We start from the raw sequence: 15597 nt of genomic DNA, 5'->3' as shown, positions 1-15597 counted from the left end.
CTCTGTGCGCGGGGCAAGGCTACCCGACGGCCTTCAACCTCAGGGGAATCGCCACCGACAGGATGATCACACCGAACATCAGGATCGGCATGGCATTTTTGGTGCCCCAAGCCGGCAGCAGACAGGTGGAAATCATGGTGACGGGGGCGAATAAACTCTTGCTGACGACCATCCCGAAACCGAGCATCGTCACCGCCACGATCAGCAGATAAACCGGAAGGTAAGGGTTGAAGGCCGTTGTCCCGGTCTGAGCGATGATGCTTTGGCCGGCCAGAGAAATCTGAAGCAGCAATCCAGCGATGATCCCGGTAACCACCGATTTCACGTGTCTGAGCCCGTCGGGTCCATCATCGGTGGATGACGGATCTTGCAACCATGATAGACGGGACAGCAACATCAACCCCGGTGTCACGAACACCGCTCCCCCCATCCAGGGCAGTGGGGAGTTCAACGGCACGGTCAGGGACTGTGACAAGACGACCAGGAGGATGCCGGTGCCGGTCGAGAGCAACGCAGCGGCATGCCCACGGGAGACGAAACCTGCCAGTACCGAGACGAGGATGCTGGCGATGATGCTGACACCGATCTGTACCTCGGGGACGGGGCTGATCGGCGCTTTGCGCGGGTCGAAGGATGCAGTGAGAAACACCAGACCGATCCCGAGGAATCCACCGAGGAGTAGACCTATCATGCAGCGGCAGAGGATGTCGATCGTGACGCGCTCCTCCGCGGCGTGGCGGACCTCACCCTTGGTCTCGGGCATACCCACCTCCCGTTGCTGGCCGTTTCCGCGATTGATTGTGGTCTCAAGGAATAAGGTTATCGCTGAGCAGGTTCAGTCGAATGTGTCGAAGTGACCGTGACAAATGGTGGGCAGGCGGGATTTTTGCTCCGTTCCTGTGGCTGAGAAATTTTTTCAGCCCTGTGGTGCGGGCTTCAGTCGCACGAGGGTCCGAGAAGAACCGGTGGAGAGCGCCGACGGTGACCCCTTCGTCCTTTACCGTGGAATACAAGGAGTTGCACCAGCAAGCCTGACATGTTAAATGCGGTCCAAGGGATCGTGTGGTGTTTCTCCGGACGGTTGGCGCTCGGAATGATTCAATCCGGGTGGTTCCCGTTCCGGCCACAAATGAATGCCCAGAAAATCAGACGCCTGTTTCGTTTTCGGGTGTCCGGGTGATGCTTCATTGCCGATCGTGTGCACATATGTCTGCCGGCAGTGAAACGCACCCGAAAACCGTGAGGAGAAGAATCGAAATGACCATTGAACGAACCGGTATGTCACGTCGGCGCCTCTTGACCACCGCCGCGGTGGGGGTGCCAGCCATGGGTGTGCTCGGGGCGGTGAACCTGCTTGGAGCTCCCGCCGCGAAGGCCTCCACGTTGACCGTCGACGGTGTGTGGGGAGAAAGCACGTCGGCGGGCCTCAAAACGTTTCTCACCCGACGCTGGGGGATTGGCATATTCGGTCGCGGACTCAAGACGAGCAAAATCGACAGTCAACCCGAATCGTGGGCGGCTGCGAACCCCGGGCTGGGGTCGGGATGGGAGTGGGTGCCCGATGACCTCGCGCGCGGTTCCATGACGATCCAGCTCCTGCAGACATGGCTGAAAATCAGCAGTGACGGACTGATCGGTCCTGCCACCATCCGGGCCCTGCAGGCCCACTACGGCAAAGTCACGGATGGTGTCCTGGATTACGGGTCCCCGACCATTGCCGCGCTCCAGGAAGAAATCAACCGCCACATCTAGTCGGTGCGACGACACCGGGCCGGGGAAATGACGGTTGGCCCCTGCTTTTCCCTCGGCCCGGTGCCTGTCCATTCCGCATGAAGACAGGTGAAAGAAAGCTCATGAAACACCCTGAAATCTCTCGCCGACATCTACTGATCACTGCCGCGGTGGGTGTGCCCGCGATGGGCGTTTTCGGAGCGGTGAACTTTTTCGGCTCCCCCGCCGCGAATGCCCGCACCATCGTCGCCGACGGCTGGTGGGGCACCTCCACGACCAAGGCCCTGCAGGATTTCCTCGGACTCGCCCCCACCGGCAGGGTAGAGAGCCAACCCGTTTCCTGGGCCGGGTCGAATCCCGGCCTGGCCAGCGGCTGGGAATGGGTTCCCGATGACGCCGCGCAGGGCGCACAGGTGATCAGGTCCCTGCAGTGGTACGTGGGTGTCGCCCAGGACGGTCTGATCGGCCCAGCCACCATCCGGGCACTCCAGGCCAAGTTCGAGCAGACGCAGGACGGGATTCTGGACGGTCCTTCTCCGACCATCCAGGCACTGCAGAGCCACATCAGCGGCAGAGGCGTTCTGACCTGATTCCTGGCGGCGGTGAAACAGCGGTTGCGCAACAACTCGACGTGACGAATGCGTCTTCTCGGTCTCGACACGGCATTGAGTGTTGCGCAACCGTGTATTTTGCGCGAATATCCCTCCAGCGGATTCGGGCCCGAGCCCCCGGCGGGACTGATCATCCGATAGCCTCAACGAGTGCCCCTGCCATCGTTGCCGGCCCTGAACCGCAGCCTGCCTGTCACGTCGCACTCCAGCCGGGTGCGGTACGTGGTGGAGCTGTTTCGTGCGCACGCCGACGACCCGCGGCTACCGGTGCTGCTCAACGCTTTGGTGGGGAAATCCAGCTATCACGCCCTGCTGGCGGTTGAGGTCGCCCGGGTGCTGGGCGACACGGCTCGTTTGAAGAAACTTGCGAAACACTCCTCGCGACGCGTCCGGATCCGGGCAGCGGCCCTGCTTCCTCTCGGAGCCACGGACCCGACGGCCTTCGCCGCCGACTACATCACCCGACCGATCGCGGAGCGACGGCGTCTTCGTCGCCGGATCATCAACGAGGGTCGCCGTGACTTGGCCGCGGCGCTGCTGGCGGCGCCCCTGTCCGACCGGGAGCGCGCCGGGATGCTGATCGCCTGCGACCCCGACACCATCGCGGACCACATGCCCGAGCTGGGTGATCTGGTACCCAACCTGGCCGCCCTGGCCCATCGACATCCCGATGTCGTGCTCGCCGAAGTGCGACGACGTCTCGACGGCGCCCCTGCCGATCGTCGCGCCACCATCTGGCGGTGGATCGCGCCCGCTGTTCGTCACCTGGTCCGGGCCAGGCCGCGGGAACTTGCGCTCCTGGTGTCCGCGGCGGAGTCCTCGCGGGGGCTCCCACCGCTGTTCCGCGACGTCGCGGGGCCATTGCTGGTCGCTGCCCCCGACGACATGTCCCGGCTCCTAGCTCTCACTCCTGCACACCATTTTTCGGGCAGGTACGGGATCGGCGGGCGAATTCGTCGGCGTTTCCGGGAGCTGACCCGGGAACAGCGCAGCCGTATCCTGTGCGCCACGCGTGACGATGAACACGAGGTTGCCTGCCTCCTGCGGGGCCTGCCGCCTGGTGAACGGGCCCAAGCTTTCGCCGATGCCTACGAGGGAGTTGAGCTGCGCGACCGGGACTGGAGCGAGGAGATGCTCGACGCCCTGCCCCGGGAACTACGGGAAACGCAGGCGGCCCGGATGGCGGGGTTGCCCGTCAATCAGGGGCGGGAGGAGCAGCTGCGGTTGGCAGCCCATCTCGCCCCCGATCAGGCCCTCACCGTCGCAGAGCCCTGCCTGAACTCCAGTGATGCCGAGGAACGCGGGGCGGCCTGGCACGCGATTCTCGCGTCTGCGCTGCGCAGTCGCGATCCGCGAGCGATCGTGGTGGCCTTCGCCCGCATCGAAATCCTCGCCACGGAACAGGACCCGGTGCGCAACGCCGCGATGGCCGCCCTGGCGATTGCCAGCGGACAGCTCCTGGACCTGATTCCGGCCGAACGCCTGGGAAGTCTGACAGATGTGCTGACCGCCGCCCGCGACACCTCGTCCGAGACCTTTGCGCACCTGCAGGGCGCGCTCTGGCGGCTGATGATCCACCGTGCCCAGCTGGGCGCACCAATCCAGGAACAGGTGGACATGCTGACCCGGCTGCCCAATTCCTGCTCCGGCGCCGCGCTCGCGGCTGCTGGGCGGGCGTTAACGGGAAACCTGTTCCTGCCCATCCCGATCGTCGCCGCGAAAACCGTGGTGACGGGGTTCGCCCAGACCTTCAGGACCGAGGCCGACCGCGGCGAGTACGACCAGGCGAACTGTCTGGTCGCGATCCTCAGCCGTGGATGCCAGGACCTGCCGGAGATCACCAGCATCATGCGCCGGGCCATCAGGTCCCACGATCCCCACACCGTGGACCGTGCGATCTTGAACTGGCTGGCAGCACCGCGGACCCGCAGCGAAAGGCTCGCGGGGCTGCTGAAACTCGACCCCTCGTTCGCGACCCTCGAACGCGTCCAGGAGCACATTTGCCGCTACCGTCCCGATCTGGCCGGGATCCTGTACCGAAAGATCCCGATCTCCGGGCGGCTGCACGACGACACCCCCTACGTCGGGATCGCGCCCGGGCCCTTCGACGGCTGGTTGCCTGAGCAGAGCCGTTCCTATGCCCAGGCCCTGGCCCGGTTCGTCGACGACACCACCCAGGATCGGTGGCGGAGACTGGCCGCGGTGGATGTCCTGGGGCGGCTTCCCTGGGTCACCTCCGAGGCGCTCGAACCGGACAGCCCGGAAATCGGGATCCGGGAGGCGCAGCTGGCGGCGGCGTTCCGGTCGCCCGCGGTGGAGTGGTCGCTGACGGACTTCCTGACGGTGCTGGACACCGACCTTGCCCCGACCGCGATGCTTGCCGCGACCCATGTCATCGACGAGCTGTCACCCGCTGCGACCACCGAGGCTCTCATGGTCATCGCCACCGAACAATGGCGGAAGGTGAGTGTCCGCAAGCAGGCCGTGCGACAGGTGGCGCGCCTGCACCGTCCCGAGACCGCCGAGATGCTGGTGGACCTGGCCATGGACGTCACCGTTCATCGTGACGTGCGATTCGCGGCGACCACGGGTCTGATCGACCTCCTCGACGACGAATGGGCGTGGGAGGCGTTGTCAGATGCGGCAGCCGGCGGTCGCGAGGCTGCTCTCGTGCTTGCCGGCATCACCCCGGCCCGGATGTCGGTCAGACACCGGGCCCGGTTCGGGGAGATCCTGGCGAAAGCCGCGCCGGAACCAGCACTGGTGAGGGCGCTGCCCAGGTGGAGTTTCTGGACGCCGAAAGTGGCCGGGCGAATCCTCGAGCTGCTCTCCTCGAAGGAGCTTCACGTCCGGCAGGCGGCGGTGTGGGCGCTGGGGAGTGCAGGCTCCGGGTTGCGATGGGGCATGCTGCTGGTGGTGGTGGCCGGGATCGCGGCAGCGGCGGCTGACGAACCGCTCGACTCCACGGAGGAGCTGCCGAGCCAACGTCTGCTGGAGGACGTGATCGTCGCTCTTCTGCCGGAGGGTCTTCGGGCTCGGTTGGAGCAGCGCGACCGGCTGAAGGAACTGGCCGCGGCGCTGTCGGAGTTTCCGCATACGGCCCGGCAACGCTGGCAGGTGCTGCTGGCCGCCGTCAACTGGGACGATCCGCTGGCCGACCTGAACGATCTCGCCGAGGATGTCGCCGATCCGATGCGTTCCCGCGAAATTTTCGAACTCACCGGGGAGACACTCGAGGAGTTGCACGAGGCGCGGCTGCACGTCGATTTCACCGCTGCCACCGACGAGCTGCTGGCCCGTGGCGACGCGGTCACCGGAGCGATCGCCCTGGCGCTGCTGGAACACGCGGGCGACGAGGTGGGCTGGGACGATACCTGGCGGGCCCGGCTGCGAACCGCCCGTTCCCACCCGGTACCGGCTGTGGCCGCCTGGGCCCGGGAAGTCCGTGTCGAGTCCTGGTAGCCACGTCGTCCCGGCCCGCGCAGACCGCCCCGACCCCCGTCGGCCCCGACCCCGTCGGCCCCGACCCCGTCGGCCCCGACCCCGTCGTCGTTATGTCATTTGGAAAGATTTTGTACCGTATACGCCTCAAAATCTTTCACGATCCCGACAGAACCTTTCCAAATGACATAACGACGGGGAGGGGTGTCGCCACCGGGTCAGCGCACCCACTGCCAGAACGGTCGAGAACTTCGCCACCCCCGTCGTGGTCACCCAGCAGCGCGACGGCCACCGTGATGGGGTGATGCCGCTGCCGAAGGTATTGAGCGCCCGTATCACTGAGACGACCAGCACCTGCCTTTTGCGGGACCCGGTGGGGCCGGGACTGTCCCACTAATGGTGTAAGTGGTGTTTTCATTTTCGGTGATTCTCTGTCGTGGGTATGCGGTCGGTGAAGGGGGACTCACAGCCACCAGTGTCGCAGTCGGGTCAGAACATTGCCGCGCATCGCGACATCAAGGAGAGGCTTTGTTCGCAGGGACCCGTGATACGACGGATGGAAACCAGTCAAATCGCCTGTATACACGGGGAGTCGAGGAGGTCCAGCAACCAAGCATGGGCGAGGAGGTTTTCTTCGTGTGCTTGCTCGAACGATTGGCCTTCAATGTGCCCACCGGTGGTGACTCGGTAGACAACGTGGTCGGCATCGGTGGAGATGGCCGCAGCCCGGTAGAGTTCACAGAACTGCTTGACGGCTGCTGAATCGACCCGGGCATCTTGCTCAGCCGTCCGGATCCAGGCTCGTGGAAGTGGACAGCTATGAGGATCAAGACTCCGAACAGTTGCCGCCGGCGAGAGCTGTTCAAGATAGTTTTTCACCCGTGGGTCAGCACGAGGATTTCCGAATTCCGCCCAGTCGGTTGTAGTGAGATTGGAGCCGGGGTCCAGAAGGGCTGTGACAGGGTCGATGAATGGATGCACGAGCTGCAGCCCACGTACCCAGGTCGGCTGGCGGAGACAGGCGGCGGCAGCGGTGAAACCTCCAGCACTTGCGGCAACCAATGCGATGCGATCCGCGATGATCGCGGGATGGTTATGAAACAGAGCTAGGCAGGCTAGAAGATCCGCGATTGACTGGTGCCGACGCGTACCTGTCGCTTGTTGATGCCACGTGGGTCCGTTCTCGCCGCCGCCGCGAACATGGCAGTAGGCGACTGCAATTCCGCGGGCCAGGAGATCGTCAGTGAAGGGATCGAATGGTCCTTCGAGGCTGATGCCGTAGGCGCCATAGACATGTACGACGAGAGGAAGCGGTCCCGGATTTGGGGGTAAGAAAATCGTGATTGGGATCGGTGTACCGTCATCGCTGCTAGCTGTGAGACAGCGGTCAACGGCTCGACCGGTCGAGACAGCAGGGACCTTGCCGTTTTCTGAAGGAAACACAACCTGAGGTTCATGAACCGGTGATGAAACGAGGAACGCCTGACGTTTGGTGGCCGGATCGATTGAAGGGAGCATAATACCTGCGGGCGGTGCGGTCCACAGGGCGGCTGGTCCTTGAGCTGGTAGCCAGAAGGCTTGGCGACCACGGTATCTCCCGACGACCGCAATCTCGTCCCCCGCACGCTGAAGATGTTCGGTGATGAAATCTGCGGGAGCTGTGGCAGTCAACGGGTCATCCCCGTCAGCTCTGACCTGTCCTTGCGCCCGATCGAGGACGATAATGTCTCCGTGCCATAACATGAGGTCCCCATCGGGAATGTCCTGGGTCGACAGGTGGCAAGTCGGAATTATTGCATCACCGCCGGTGATAATTCGGTGATATTGATTGTATCGGCTCCCTTGGACGCAAGGATTGCTATATCGTCATCGACGCTGCGAAGGCTGAGTCGGCGTGTTCGGTCGATTTCTTCAAACAGGACTTCTGGATGTTCGCAGTCACGATCCCACCAAAGGGCCTTGTAAGGTCGACGTGCAGCGTCTCGTCGAATCCAAAGCAGCCCTGTTCCAAACGCATATACGCAAGGTGATATGGGTGACTCCAGATGAACGAGTCTGACTCCAGATTTGGTTACCGTGTAGATTCGCAGTGTGTAGTTTTCGTCGCCATTGAAATCACCGATTATCGCGCATGCTGACTCGTCGGCGGTCAGGAGCAACTTGTCTCGCTGGCGCAGAGTTAGGATCTCGAAGCTCTCAGAGCCATCAGGGCCTCGAAGTCGAATCGTGCGAGCATGATCATCACCAGTTTCTGAGGTGGGTTGGGCTTGGAGTCGGAAGGACTTGAATGCCTTCAGGCGCTGCGCGAGAGCAATAATCTGTTGTCCTGCAGCATCGGATATCTCCGGCATATCAGATCTCTTGCTGGCGTAGTTGCGTGCTAGGCCCTTCGCGAAGTGGTGTCAGCACTGGCGCGAGGAGTATGATGAAAAGCGCAGCCCACGACGCAATTAAACCCACTAGCATTGCCGGCACGGGCCACGCTACTACCGCGGTTCCACCGCCGAGGGTTGCTTGGGAGGCGAGAACGAAGACAAGACCTCCAAAAGCGACAGGAACGGCAGCTATGATGGATGACGCTAACGACATCGCGAAGCTCTCGGATGCGATCATGGCGACAACTTGTCGTCCTCGCATGCCTGCTGCTTGAAGGAGGGCAATTTCATGTTCCCGACCGCTCGCGGACAAGGCGACCACAGCGGCGCTGGTCGCCAGCATCATTAGGGCAATGACGATGACCATCATCCAGGTGTCGGCCCGGTTCGCCTGGCCGTCTGGCTGAAGTATTTCAGCGAACGCAATGACAGAGTTAACGGAACACAACAGCAATCCAATACTTCCCAGGCCGGCAGCCAATGGAGCAATTGTTGTCGCACTCACTTGAACCCGGGATGCTGCGGAACGTGTGCCCAGAGCCGAAACGACGAGCCCCGTGCGCGAAAAGAGGCCGGTGAGTACCCGAAAAATGAAACCTGCAATCTGTGGACATAGGAGATAGACGGCGATGAGGGAGCTACCTCCTGCGTTAATAGCCAAATTAAACATCGGGGCGGGAGTGGTCACCCCGAGCGAATCAGCAAATCCGGCGGAAATAACCAGACTAAAAGCGACGAGGAAGAAGAACACGCCACACACGACCCGGGGTACAGTGGCTGACTTTCGGCCGAGGCCATCGAGGGACCGCAGAGCGGCACCCGGGGGGGTGCGGGATGCTTGCCGAGCTGGGGAAAGTCCGCCCCCCAAGGCAGTGAGCACGCTGACGACGATGACAACGATGGGCGCCCAAGCGGTGGGTGTGTACGTTGGCAACTGGACTGCTGAAGAAACCATCGTGTTGAATGCTGGAAGGGCCCAAAAACTCAACAGCGTCGAGAGGAGCGCTCCAAGAATTGCACCGCACAGGCTGACGACCGTCAAGAGAAGAAGGGTTGAACCGAGAACCACGGCTGGGGATGTGCCGAGCAGCAACCACAAAGCGTGAGTTCGGCGAATGGCGTGGACGCTGGCTTTTCCCACCACAGTCAGGGCAACCCAAGAGACAAGGGCCACCACGGTATAGATCGTGACCGAGAGGATCTGGAACTCCTCCACCGGGACTCCCGCAGCACTCGCCGCAGTCCGAAACAGGGGATCACCTGTCCAGGCGAACTGGTGAACGCACAAACCGATCATGGTAGCCATCACCGTGATCACGACAACAGCGGGCACCCATTGTTGCCACTGATCAGCGAACATTCTGGTCACGTAGCGCTGCATGGCATCACGCTTTCAAATTGCTCATGATTCGAAGTAGCTCTTGGCTGGTGCTGCGACCAAGATGTTTCACCGTATGACCGTCGTGCATGATCACGATCCTGTCGGCCAAGGCGGCCGCATCAAGGTCATGGGTGACCATGACGATCATCTGCCCTTCGTCAGCCATTCTTCGAAGAGTTCCGAGCACGATCTGTGTGCTCTGCGAGTCTAGGGCGCCTGTTGGTTCGTCCGCGAACACGATGCCAGGACGGCGTGCGAGCGCACGACAAAGGGCGGTTCGTTGCTGCTCACCGCCAGAAAGTGAGTGGGCCGAGGCACGGCGACGGTGAGCCAGCCCGAACGACTCAATGAGGGCACTGATCATATCGCGGGGAACTGGCTTGTGGTCGAGCTGGAAGGGGAGTGCGATGTTCTCCTCAACGGTTAGAAAGGGCACCAAATTGTATTGCTGGAATACGAATCCGATCTCGGAGCGAAGCATATGTGCGCGTTTGCTTGGGGACTGCCGATAAATGTCACGACCGTTGATCATCACCATACCCGAGGTTGGTTCATCCAAGCCGCTTAGACACATCAGCAGTGACGACTTTCCAGAACCCGAATGCCCCACGACTGAGGTCAGGCCGCCTCCCTGTAACTCCAGATCGCATCCGCGCAGGATATTGATCTCTGTCCGTCCGGTTGTGACGACGCGCTGGAGACCGTGAGCGCTGAGCGTGACCTTCAAGAGAGCTTCCTTCTGCTTTTCCTAAATGTGGTTATGATCAAAGCAGGTGGCCGTGGCTCCGGAACAGCTTTGGAAGGTTCTCAAGACCACGGCACTGCACTGCTGTTGGTAACTTAGCCCATGCTGGAGGTGTGTATATTGGACGACGCGGGTCTTCGACCTCATTGCCTTCAGGGTCAATTAATGTCGAGACGTAGGCAGCGTCCTTTGACGGTGGAACGAAGGCCCCATACCTGAAGTAGACGGGGCCCGACTTCCAGCGTCTATCCGATAGGATATATGGACCTTCTTCTCCGGAAAGAAGATCATCGAGTCCATTAAGAGCAGCAGTGAATTGTTCGTCAGAACTAGGATACACGGTGATAAATTTTCCAGCACTGGCGCGGTCCGCGTACTTTCCGCTCTGAGCAACTAAATCTTCAAGCGATGTGAGATGTTTGAATGGTAATTGTAGCTGGAAGCAATGCTTGGCGGCAACTGCTAATATGGATTCGGCGTTGTGCGGTGTTGCGGAGACATGAATCTTCCAGCCCTGCCTAGGAGGTGACCACTTGCTGGGAAACCAATTCGTCCATGGATGTATCTCTTTAGATTCCCATCCGGGGATGGCCAAGGAGGACACATCAAGATTTCGTGCGTGCTTGGGAGTGGTCGGAGGTGCATAGAAAGGATTGTCAGGCTGACAATACTGAAGATACCGAACGTCGAGAGGCATTGACTCTCCTTTCCTGATATGCAAACTCGTGGTGAAGTGTTTCTGTTGTCACACACAGGGCGTGAGCAACTCCTCAAAGAACAACGCTATTGTTGTAGCCGTCGTCGCGGCGAGGATCTTGAGATCGTCGCTCACCAAGTGCTGGTGGTTTTCACGCTACAGCGTAGGACTCGCCGCCACACCTCTCCCAGGTCACGATATTGTTGTGACCGCAGTCACTGGTCTGATCATTTACGAGGAGAGGCATCCTCACTCGGTCTATGCTGTTTTGACTCGGAACTGCTGATCGAAGTCGGGGTAGGTGGACTCGTCACAGGTGGTGTTGCTGTCGCGCTGGACGAAGTTTCCGTCGGTGGAGCACGTGGCCCCAGCATGGGTGTTGGCGATGAGACCACCGCTGGCGAAGACGGCAGCGACACGGTGGGCCGTATCCTGCTGAACCGCCCTAGGTTTCAGAGGGCCGGCAAAGTTAGGTGGGAGGTTGGGTGAGTAGTTTGGGGCGTCTGGCCAAGGCTCTGGTGGTTGAGGTGATGGATGTGTCACGGTCGTGGAAGATGCGATGGGGCTGATGGCCAGGTTCCTTCAGGCGGCCATGTCCTGGAGGACACGGACCACAGGCTGGCGCGACAGGACAGCGGTAGGGGGTAGATGACATTAGCGCGGGTTCCCCGGGACCTGGGTTGCAGACACCACTTACCGTCCCCGCGGGGCCCGCGCCCTAACACAACGACGCACCGCCTCGGCAAACCAACCCACCTGCCTTCGCTCACCAACTTTGCTGGCTCCTGCCCGCATGCCTGTCTGCAGACACCCCAGTAATATTGACACGAACACATGGATTCAAGCCGTTAGTCTTGACTTGAAGGTGCTCTCTTGTTGAACGAAGCGTTCCTTTGGCAAGAAGGATTCTCCTGGAGTAGGAGTATTTTTTGCGCTCATGCCACGGCCACCAAGAACCCCGAGGATGAAAGACCAAAGCCTACGTTTGCCTAATCTTCAAACTTGTTTCAGGATCAAAATCCCAGTGCTTTGCGGAGCTTGAGTGCAAGGGCAGTACGATCGCGCTCACCAATCTTTCTCAATAGAGCTGAAACGTAGTTCTTTACGGTTCCCTCGGCGAGAGTTAATGAGGCTGCAATCTCTGAGTTCGTCAAACCTTGTGCCACAAGTTCTGCAACGACGCGTTCTCCGCGAGTAAGAATTGCAAGCGGACCCTCTCCTCCGCTCTTCGTTTGTATTGCTGCACGTGCAACGCGGGGATCAATCACCATGCCGCCTTCGATAACGGAGTACAATGCGCTCACGAGATGTTCGATCGAGGTGTCCTTCAGAAGGAATCCGGAGGCGCCGACAGAGAAAACCGCTTGGACAAGGGCGTCGTCATCGAAAGTGGTAAGAACAAGAACAGGGAGCCCTGGGTGATCGCGAGTACAGTGGGCTGTAAATTCGATTCCGTCCATGCCGGGCATTCGTGCGTCGACGAGGACAACATCAAGTTCTGTTGTGGCCAAGATATCAAGCGCAGCGCGTCCGTCCTCAGCTTGAGCAGTCACATCGATCCCGTCGACGGTGGATAGCAACATGGCTAGGCCTCGACGGATCAGTTGTTGATCCTCCACCAGTAATACGCGTGTCGGTTCTGCATCATTCATGAGACCGCCTCCCGATGTCCGGCCGCGATTCTGTTGAGCGGTACGGAAATTTCAAGCTCGAATTGATTTTTGATTCGATGTGCTCGCATCGTTCCACCATGGTCCGATGCTCGATCAGCCAGTCCGCGTAGCCCGAACCCAAACGTCGGTTCGCCATCAGCTGAGTTAAGGGATGTGACGCACCTAAAATCATTGATGATCACAAGAATCATTCTGTTTTCATTGCTGCGAATTCCTATTTGTACAGACTGCGCTTTACCGTGACGTAAAGCATTTGTCAATCCTTCTTGGACGGCCCGGTACATCAGCAAAGCTATCGCGTCATTGTTCACGAGCTCATGATCCGATCTCTCGTCACCGATGACCTCAACCGTCAGCCCAGTTCCTCGGAACGATTCTGCGATCATTTCAAGGGCTGCAAGTCCCCGAGCAGTGGCGTCTCGAACCGGACTCAGCGCTCGCACCCAAGTTCGCATTTCTGCCAACGCTTCGCTTGACGTGTGCTTCGCCATGTGGATTTCTTGCCATGCCTGGTCGAGATCGGTGCTCCGCAGCCGCTCTGCCAGCTCGAGGCTCATCGCCACGAGCGTGAGTCGATGCCCCAAGCCATCATGAAGTTCTCGTGCGCTTCGGGCACGTTCGTCGGAGAGCAGTAGTTCCTTCTCGACCTCGGAAGTGTGTTGCAGCCGTTCGATTATCGCTTGGTCAGCGTTTCGACGTTGCTCGAATCCGCGCAATGCCAAACCGAGAATGAATCCGAAACACAGCAGCGCGACTACTGGAACAACATTAACCAACCCCTGGGCCATGCTCATCACAGCCGACATCGAAGTCCCTTGACCAGCTGATGTCAGGAGGGTGAACCCTACGACTGATATCCAGATCATTGCGTGTATTCCGGCCTTCGGGGAGACGTCTGTCACGGCGAACGCGACGACAAGCAGGAGGACTGGAATCGTGAAGGTTACCGACCCGAAAACAGCCACCGGGGTAGCCAAGAAGATCGTCAGTATTGTCAGCGTAATCCCATGACCGATCCGAACCAGGTAGGGACGTACTATCCACAAAGCGCCGATGACAGGGGTGAGGATCAACCATGTTATAGCGACTCCCAACCCCGTGCCAGACCTGGTGAAGTCGATGATGCGCAGTATCGCCGCCAAGACCAAACAACACAGCGCCACCGCCTGCAGCGCCACCAAGGTGCGTTCGACATTCACGTGAGGCCGACTCATGCGCACCAAGTGTAACTTCCTGTTGCCAGGTGGTTAGGGGCTTAAGGGTTGGTTCAAGCAGTCCTGAAGAGCATGCGGTTCATTTTTCACTGTTCGATGTTGGGGGTGTGCTGGCCTGCGGTATGGGGGATGCCGTTGACGTAGAACCAGCGACCGTCCACCTGGAGGAAGGAGCTGACTTCCCGCATGGTGCCGGTCCGGTCGCCCTCCTCCCAGGTGGCCGAGAAAGCGACCATTCCTTCGTCGTCCCAGGCCTTGCCCGCCCCGCTGTGTTCGATGGTTAGGCCGGTCCAACGGAGCTCGGGTTCGGGGTCGACCATGTCGGGGCGGGTGTTGGGATGCCAGGTTTCCAGGAGGTAGTCCCTGAGCCCCAGCGCGTAGGCGCTGTAGCGTGACCGCATGAGAGCGACCGCGGTGGCCGCGGGTCGGCTGCCGTCGTGGAGGGGGCCGCAGCACGTCTCGTAGGGGCGACCGGTGTCGCAGGGGCAGATGACGAGAGGATCACTCACGAACCCAGTATGTCGCGTGAAGTCCAATAACGCTCAATCGATGTCGTCAAATAGTCAACGGTGAGACCGGGGTGTCCTGCTGACGTGGTTGACTCTGACGTCGCGTCATAGTTTTGACTAGGTGGTGTCGAACCGGGATGCCGGGTCTGTACGTCGACACTTGGAAGGTGCAATGGTGGCTGAGCAGCTGATCATTCCCACCGCCACTGATCCAGCCGAGAGACCACAAGCTCGGGGACCGAGGCTCCGCGTTGAGGCGGGGCCAGCCGGTCACGCAGTGCACTCCGACGCAGGTGTGGAGGCGACATCCGGACATCCCGTGATTCCGGAACCTCATCCAATGCGACTGGAAGGGAACAACTTCAGTGGAAATACTCAACATCCACGGTCTGTGCAAGCGATACCCGTCCTTTGAGCTGAAGGACGTCTCATTCACGATGCAGTCCGGCACCATCATGGGATTCGTTGGCAGGAATGGTGCGGGAAAATCGACGACGCTGAAGTCGATGCTGAACTTCGTCCATCCCGACGCGGGAGGTGTCGAGTTCTTCGGGCTCGATTTCCGCAGCCACGAACTGGAGATCAAGGAGCGCATCTCCTTTACCTTCGGGGAGGTGAACTTCTATCCGAAGAAACGGATCCGGGACGTCACCGACGTGTTCCGCCGGTTCTTCCGGTCCTGGGATGAGACCTCCTACCGTTGCCTGCTGGAGCGTTTCGAACTCGTCGAGACCAAGAAACTTGACGAACTCTCCCAGGGCATGCGCGTCAAATACGCGGTGGCGCTGTCGCTGTCGCACGGAGCCGAGCTAATTCTCCTGGACGAACCCACCAGCGGCCTCGATCCCGTTTCCCGCGACGACCTGCTTGATGTGTTCCGTGATGTCGTCGCCGAGGAGGGCGCCAGCATCCTGTTCTCCACCCAGATCATGACCGATCTGGAGAAATGTGCCGACACCATCACCTACATCCACAAGGGCAGGATCCTCGCCAGCACGAGTCTGGGGGAGTTCACCAGCTCCTATCGCGCCGTCAGCGGCGAATCCGCTCGAACCGGCGACGGTGTTCGTGGGCTCCTGATCGGCTGCCGGGAACGCGACGGTCGATTGGAGGCGCTGATCCACGCCAAGAATGCCCCCGCCGCCGAGGCCAACGGCCTCCAGGTGGGTGCAGCCGACCTTGAATCCATCATGATCCACCTCGAGCGGAAGTGACCATCC

At 60.4% G+C, this 15597-nt stretch carries 13 protein-coding genes; 4 read left to right on the top strand and 9 right to left on the bottom strand.

What is annotated here, in order from left to right; all coding sequences use genetic code 11:
* Positions 1 to 19: 19 nt before the first annotated feature.
* Positions 20 to 763, bottom strand: coding sequence for a hypothetical protein (locus V7R84_RS14765; protein ID WP_338570439.1), 744 nt, complete (start codon positions 761 to 763; stop codon positions 20 to 22).
* Positions 764 to 1257: 494 nt separating this feature from the next.
* On the opposite strand from V7R84_RS14765, the gene V7R84_RS14760 reads away from it, so the two are divergent.
* From V7R84_RS14760 to V7R84_RS14750, 3 genes are all read left to right on the top strand, one after another.
* Complete coding sequence (locus V7R84_RS14760) at positions 1258 to 1752, top strand: peptidoglycan-binding protein (protein ID WP_338570437.1); 495 nt, start codon at positions 1258 to 1260, stop codon at positions 1750 to 1752.
* A gap of 101 nt (positions 1753 to 1853) precedes the next feature.
* The gene (locus tag V7R84_RS14755; RefSeq protein WP_338570435.1) at positions 1854 to 2321 is read left to right on the top strand and encodes a peptidoglycan-binding protein; all 468 of its coding nucleotides are present in this window, start codon (positions 1854 to 1856) and stop codon (positions 2319 to 2321) included.
* 171 nt (positions 2322 to 2492) lie between these two features.
* The gene (locus V7R84_RS14750) at positions 2493 to 5804 is read left to right on the top strand and encodes a hypothetical protein (RefSeq protein WP_338570433.1); all 3312 of its coding nucleotides are present in this window, start codon (positions 2493 to 2495) and stop codon (positions 5802 to 5804) included.
* Between the two features lie 546 nt (positions 5805 to 6350).
* Here the strand turns inward: V7R84_RS14750 and V7R84_RS14745 are convergent.
* The 8 genes from V7R84_RS14745 to V7R84_RS14710 form a co-directional block, all read right to left on the bottom strand.
* Positions 6351 to 7454, bottom strand: coding sequence for a prolyl oligopeptidase family serine peptidase (locus V7R84_RS14745; RefSeq protein ID WP_338570431.1), 1104 nt, complete (start codon positions 7452 to 7454; stop codon positions 6351 to 6353).
* A 119-nt stretch (positions 7455 to 7573) separates the two neighbouring features.
* Complete coding sequence (locus V7R84_RS14740; protein ID WP_338570429.1) at positions 7574 to 8134, bottom strand: hypothetical protein; 561 nt, start codon at positions 8132 to 8134, stop codon at positions 7574 to 7576.
* Position 8135: 1 nt separating this feature from the next.
* Entirely contained in the window at positions 8136 to 9539 is a 1404-nt protein-coding gene (locus V7R84_RS14735; RefSeq protein WP_338570426.1) for an FtsX-like permease family protein, read from the bottom strand.
* Between the two features lie 4 nt (positions 9540 to 9543).
* Complete coding sequence (locus tag V7R84_RS14730) at positions 9544 to 10266, bottom strand: ABC transporter ATP-binding protein (RefSeq protein ID WP_338570423.1); 723 nt, start codon at positions 10264 to 10266, stop codon at positions 9544 to 9546.
* Positions 10267 to 10303: 37 nt separating this feature from the next.
* Positions 10304 to 10981 (bottom strand): hypothetical protein, encoded by a 678-nt coding sequence (locus V7R84_RS14725; protein ID WP_338570420.1) that lies wholly within the window; start codon positions 10979 to 10981, stop codon positions 10304 to 10306.
* A 1013-nt stretch (positions 10982 to 11994) separates the two neighbouring features.
* The gene (locus tag V7R84_RS14720) at positions 11995 to 12633 is read right to left on the bottom strand and encodes a response regulator transcription factor (RefSeq protein ID WP_338570417.1); all 639 of its coding nucleotides are present in this window, start codon (positions 12631 to 12633) and stop codon (positions 11995 to 11997) included.
* Positions 12630 to 13853: a sensor histidine kinase gene (locus V7R84_RS14715; protein ID WP_338570414.1), complete on the bottom strand. Its 1224-nt coding sequence runs from the start codon at positions 13851 to 13853 to the stop codon at positions 12630 to 12632. Before V7R84_RS14715 ends, V7R84_RS14720 begins: the two co-directional genes overlap by 4 nt.
* Before the next feature lie 101 nt (positions 13854 to 13954).
* Positions 13955 to 14377: a YchJ family protein gene (locus tag V7R84_RS14710; RefSeq protein WP_338570412.1), complete on the bottom strand. Its 423-nt coding sequence runs from the start codon at positions 14375 to 14377 to the stop codon at positions 13955 to 13957.
* A gap of 365 nt (positions 14378 to 14742) precedes the next feature.
* On the opposite strand from V7R84_RS14710, the gene V7R84_RS14705 reads away from it, so the two are divergent.
* A complete protein-coding gene (locus tag V7R84_RS14705) occupies positions 14743 to 15591 on the top strand; it encodes an ABC transporter ATP-binding protein (protein ID WP_338570409.1) in 849 nt (282 codons plus the stop codon).
* Positions 15592 to 15597: the final 6 nt, after the last annotated feature.

The sequence above is a fragment of the Arachnia propionica genome (assembly GCF_037055325.1).
Lineage (GTDB): Bacteria > Actinomycetota > Actinomycetes > Propionibacteriales > Propionibacteriaceae > Arachnia.
The sequence above is the reverse complement of the archived record's forward strand: the minus strand, read 5'-3'. Positions and strand labels throughout refer to the sequence as shown.

Excerpts from the sequence above, each read along its gene's own strand:
- V7R84_RS14765 (WP_338570439.1), bottom strand. The coding sequence starts at position 763 with ATGCCCGAGACCAAGGGTGAGGTCCGCCACGCCGCGGAGGAGCGCGTC.
- V7R84_RS14760 (WP_338570437.1), top strand. The coding sequence starts at position 1,258 with ATGACCATTGAACGAACCGGTATGTCACGTCGGCGCCTCTTGACCACC.
- V7R84_RS14755 (WP_338570435.1), top strand. The coding sequence starts at position 1,854 with ATGAAACACCCTGAAATCTCTCGCCGACATCTACTGATCACTGCCGCG.
- V7R84_RS14740 (WP_338570429.1), bottom strand. The coding sequence starts at position 8,134 with ATGCCGGAGATATCCGATGCTGCAGGACAACAGATTATTGCTCTCGCG.
- V7R84_RS14735 (WP_338570426.1), bottom strand. The coding sequence starts at position 9,539 with ATGCAGCGCTACGTGACCAGAATGTTCGCTGATCAGTGGCAACAATGG.
- V7R84_RS14725 (WP_338570420.1), bottom strand. The coding sequence starts at position 10,981 with ATGCCTCTCGACGTTCGGTATCTTCAGTATTGTCAGCCTGACAATCCT.
- V7R84_RS14720 (WP_338570417.1), bottom strand. The coding sequence starts at position 12,633 with ATGAATGATGCAGAACCGACACGCGTATTACTGGTGGAGGATCAACAA.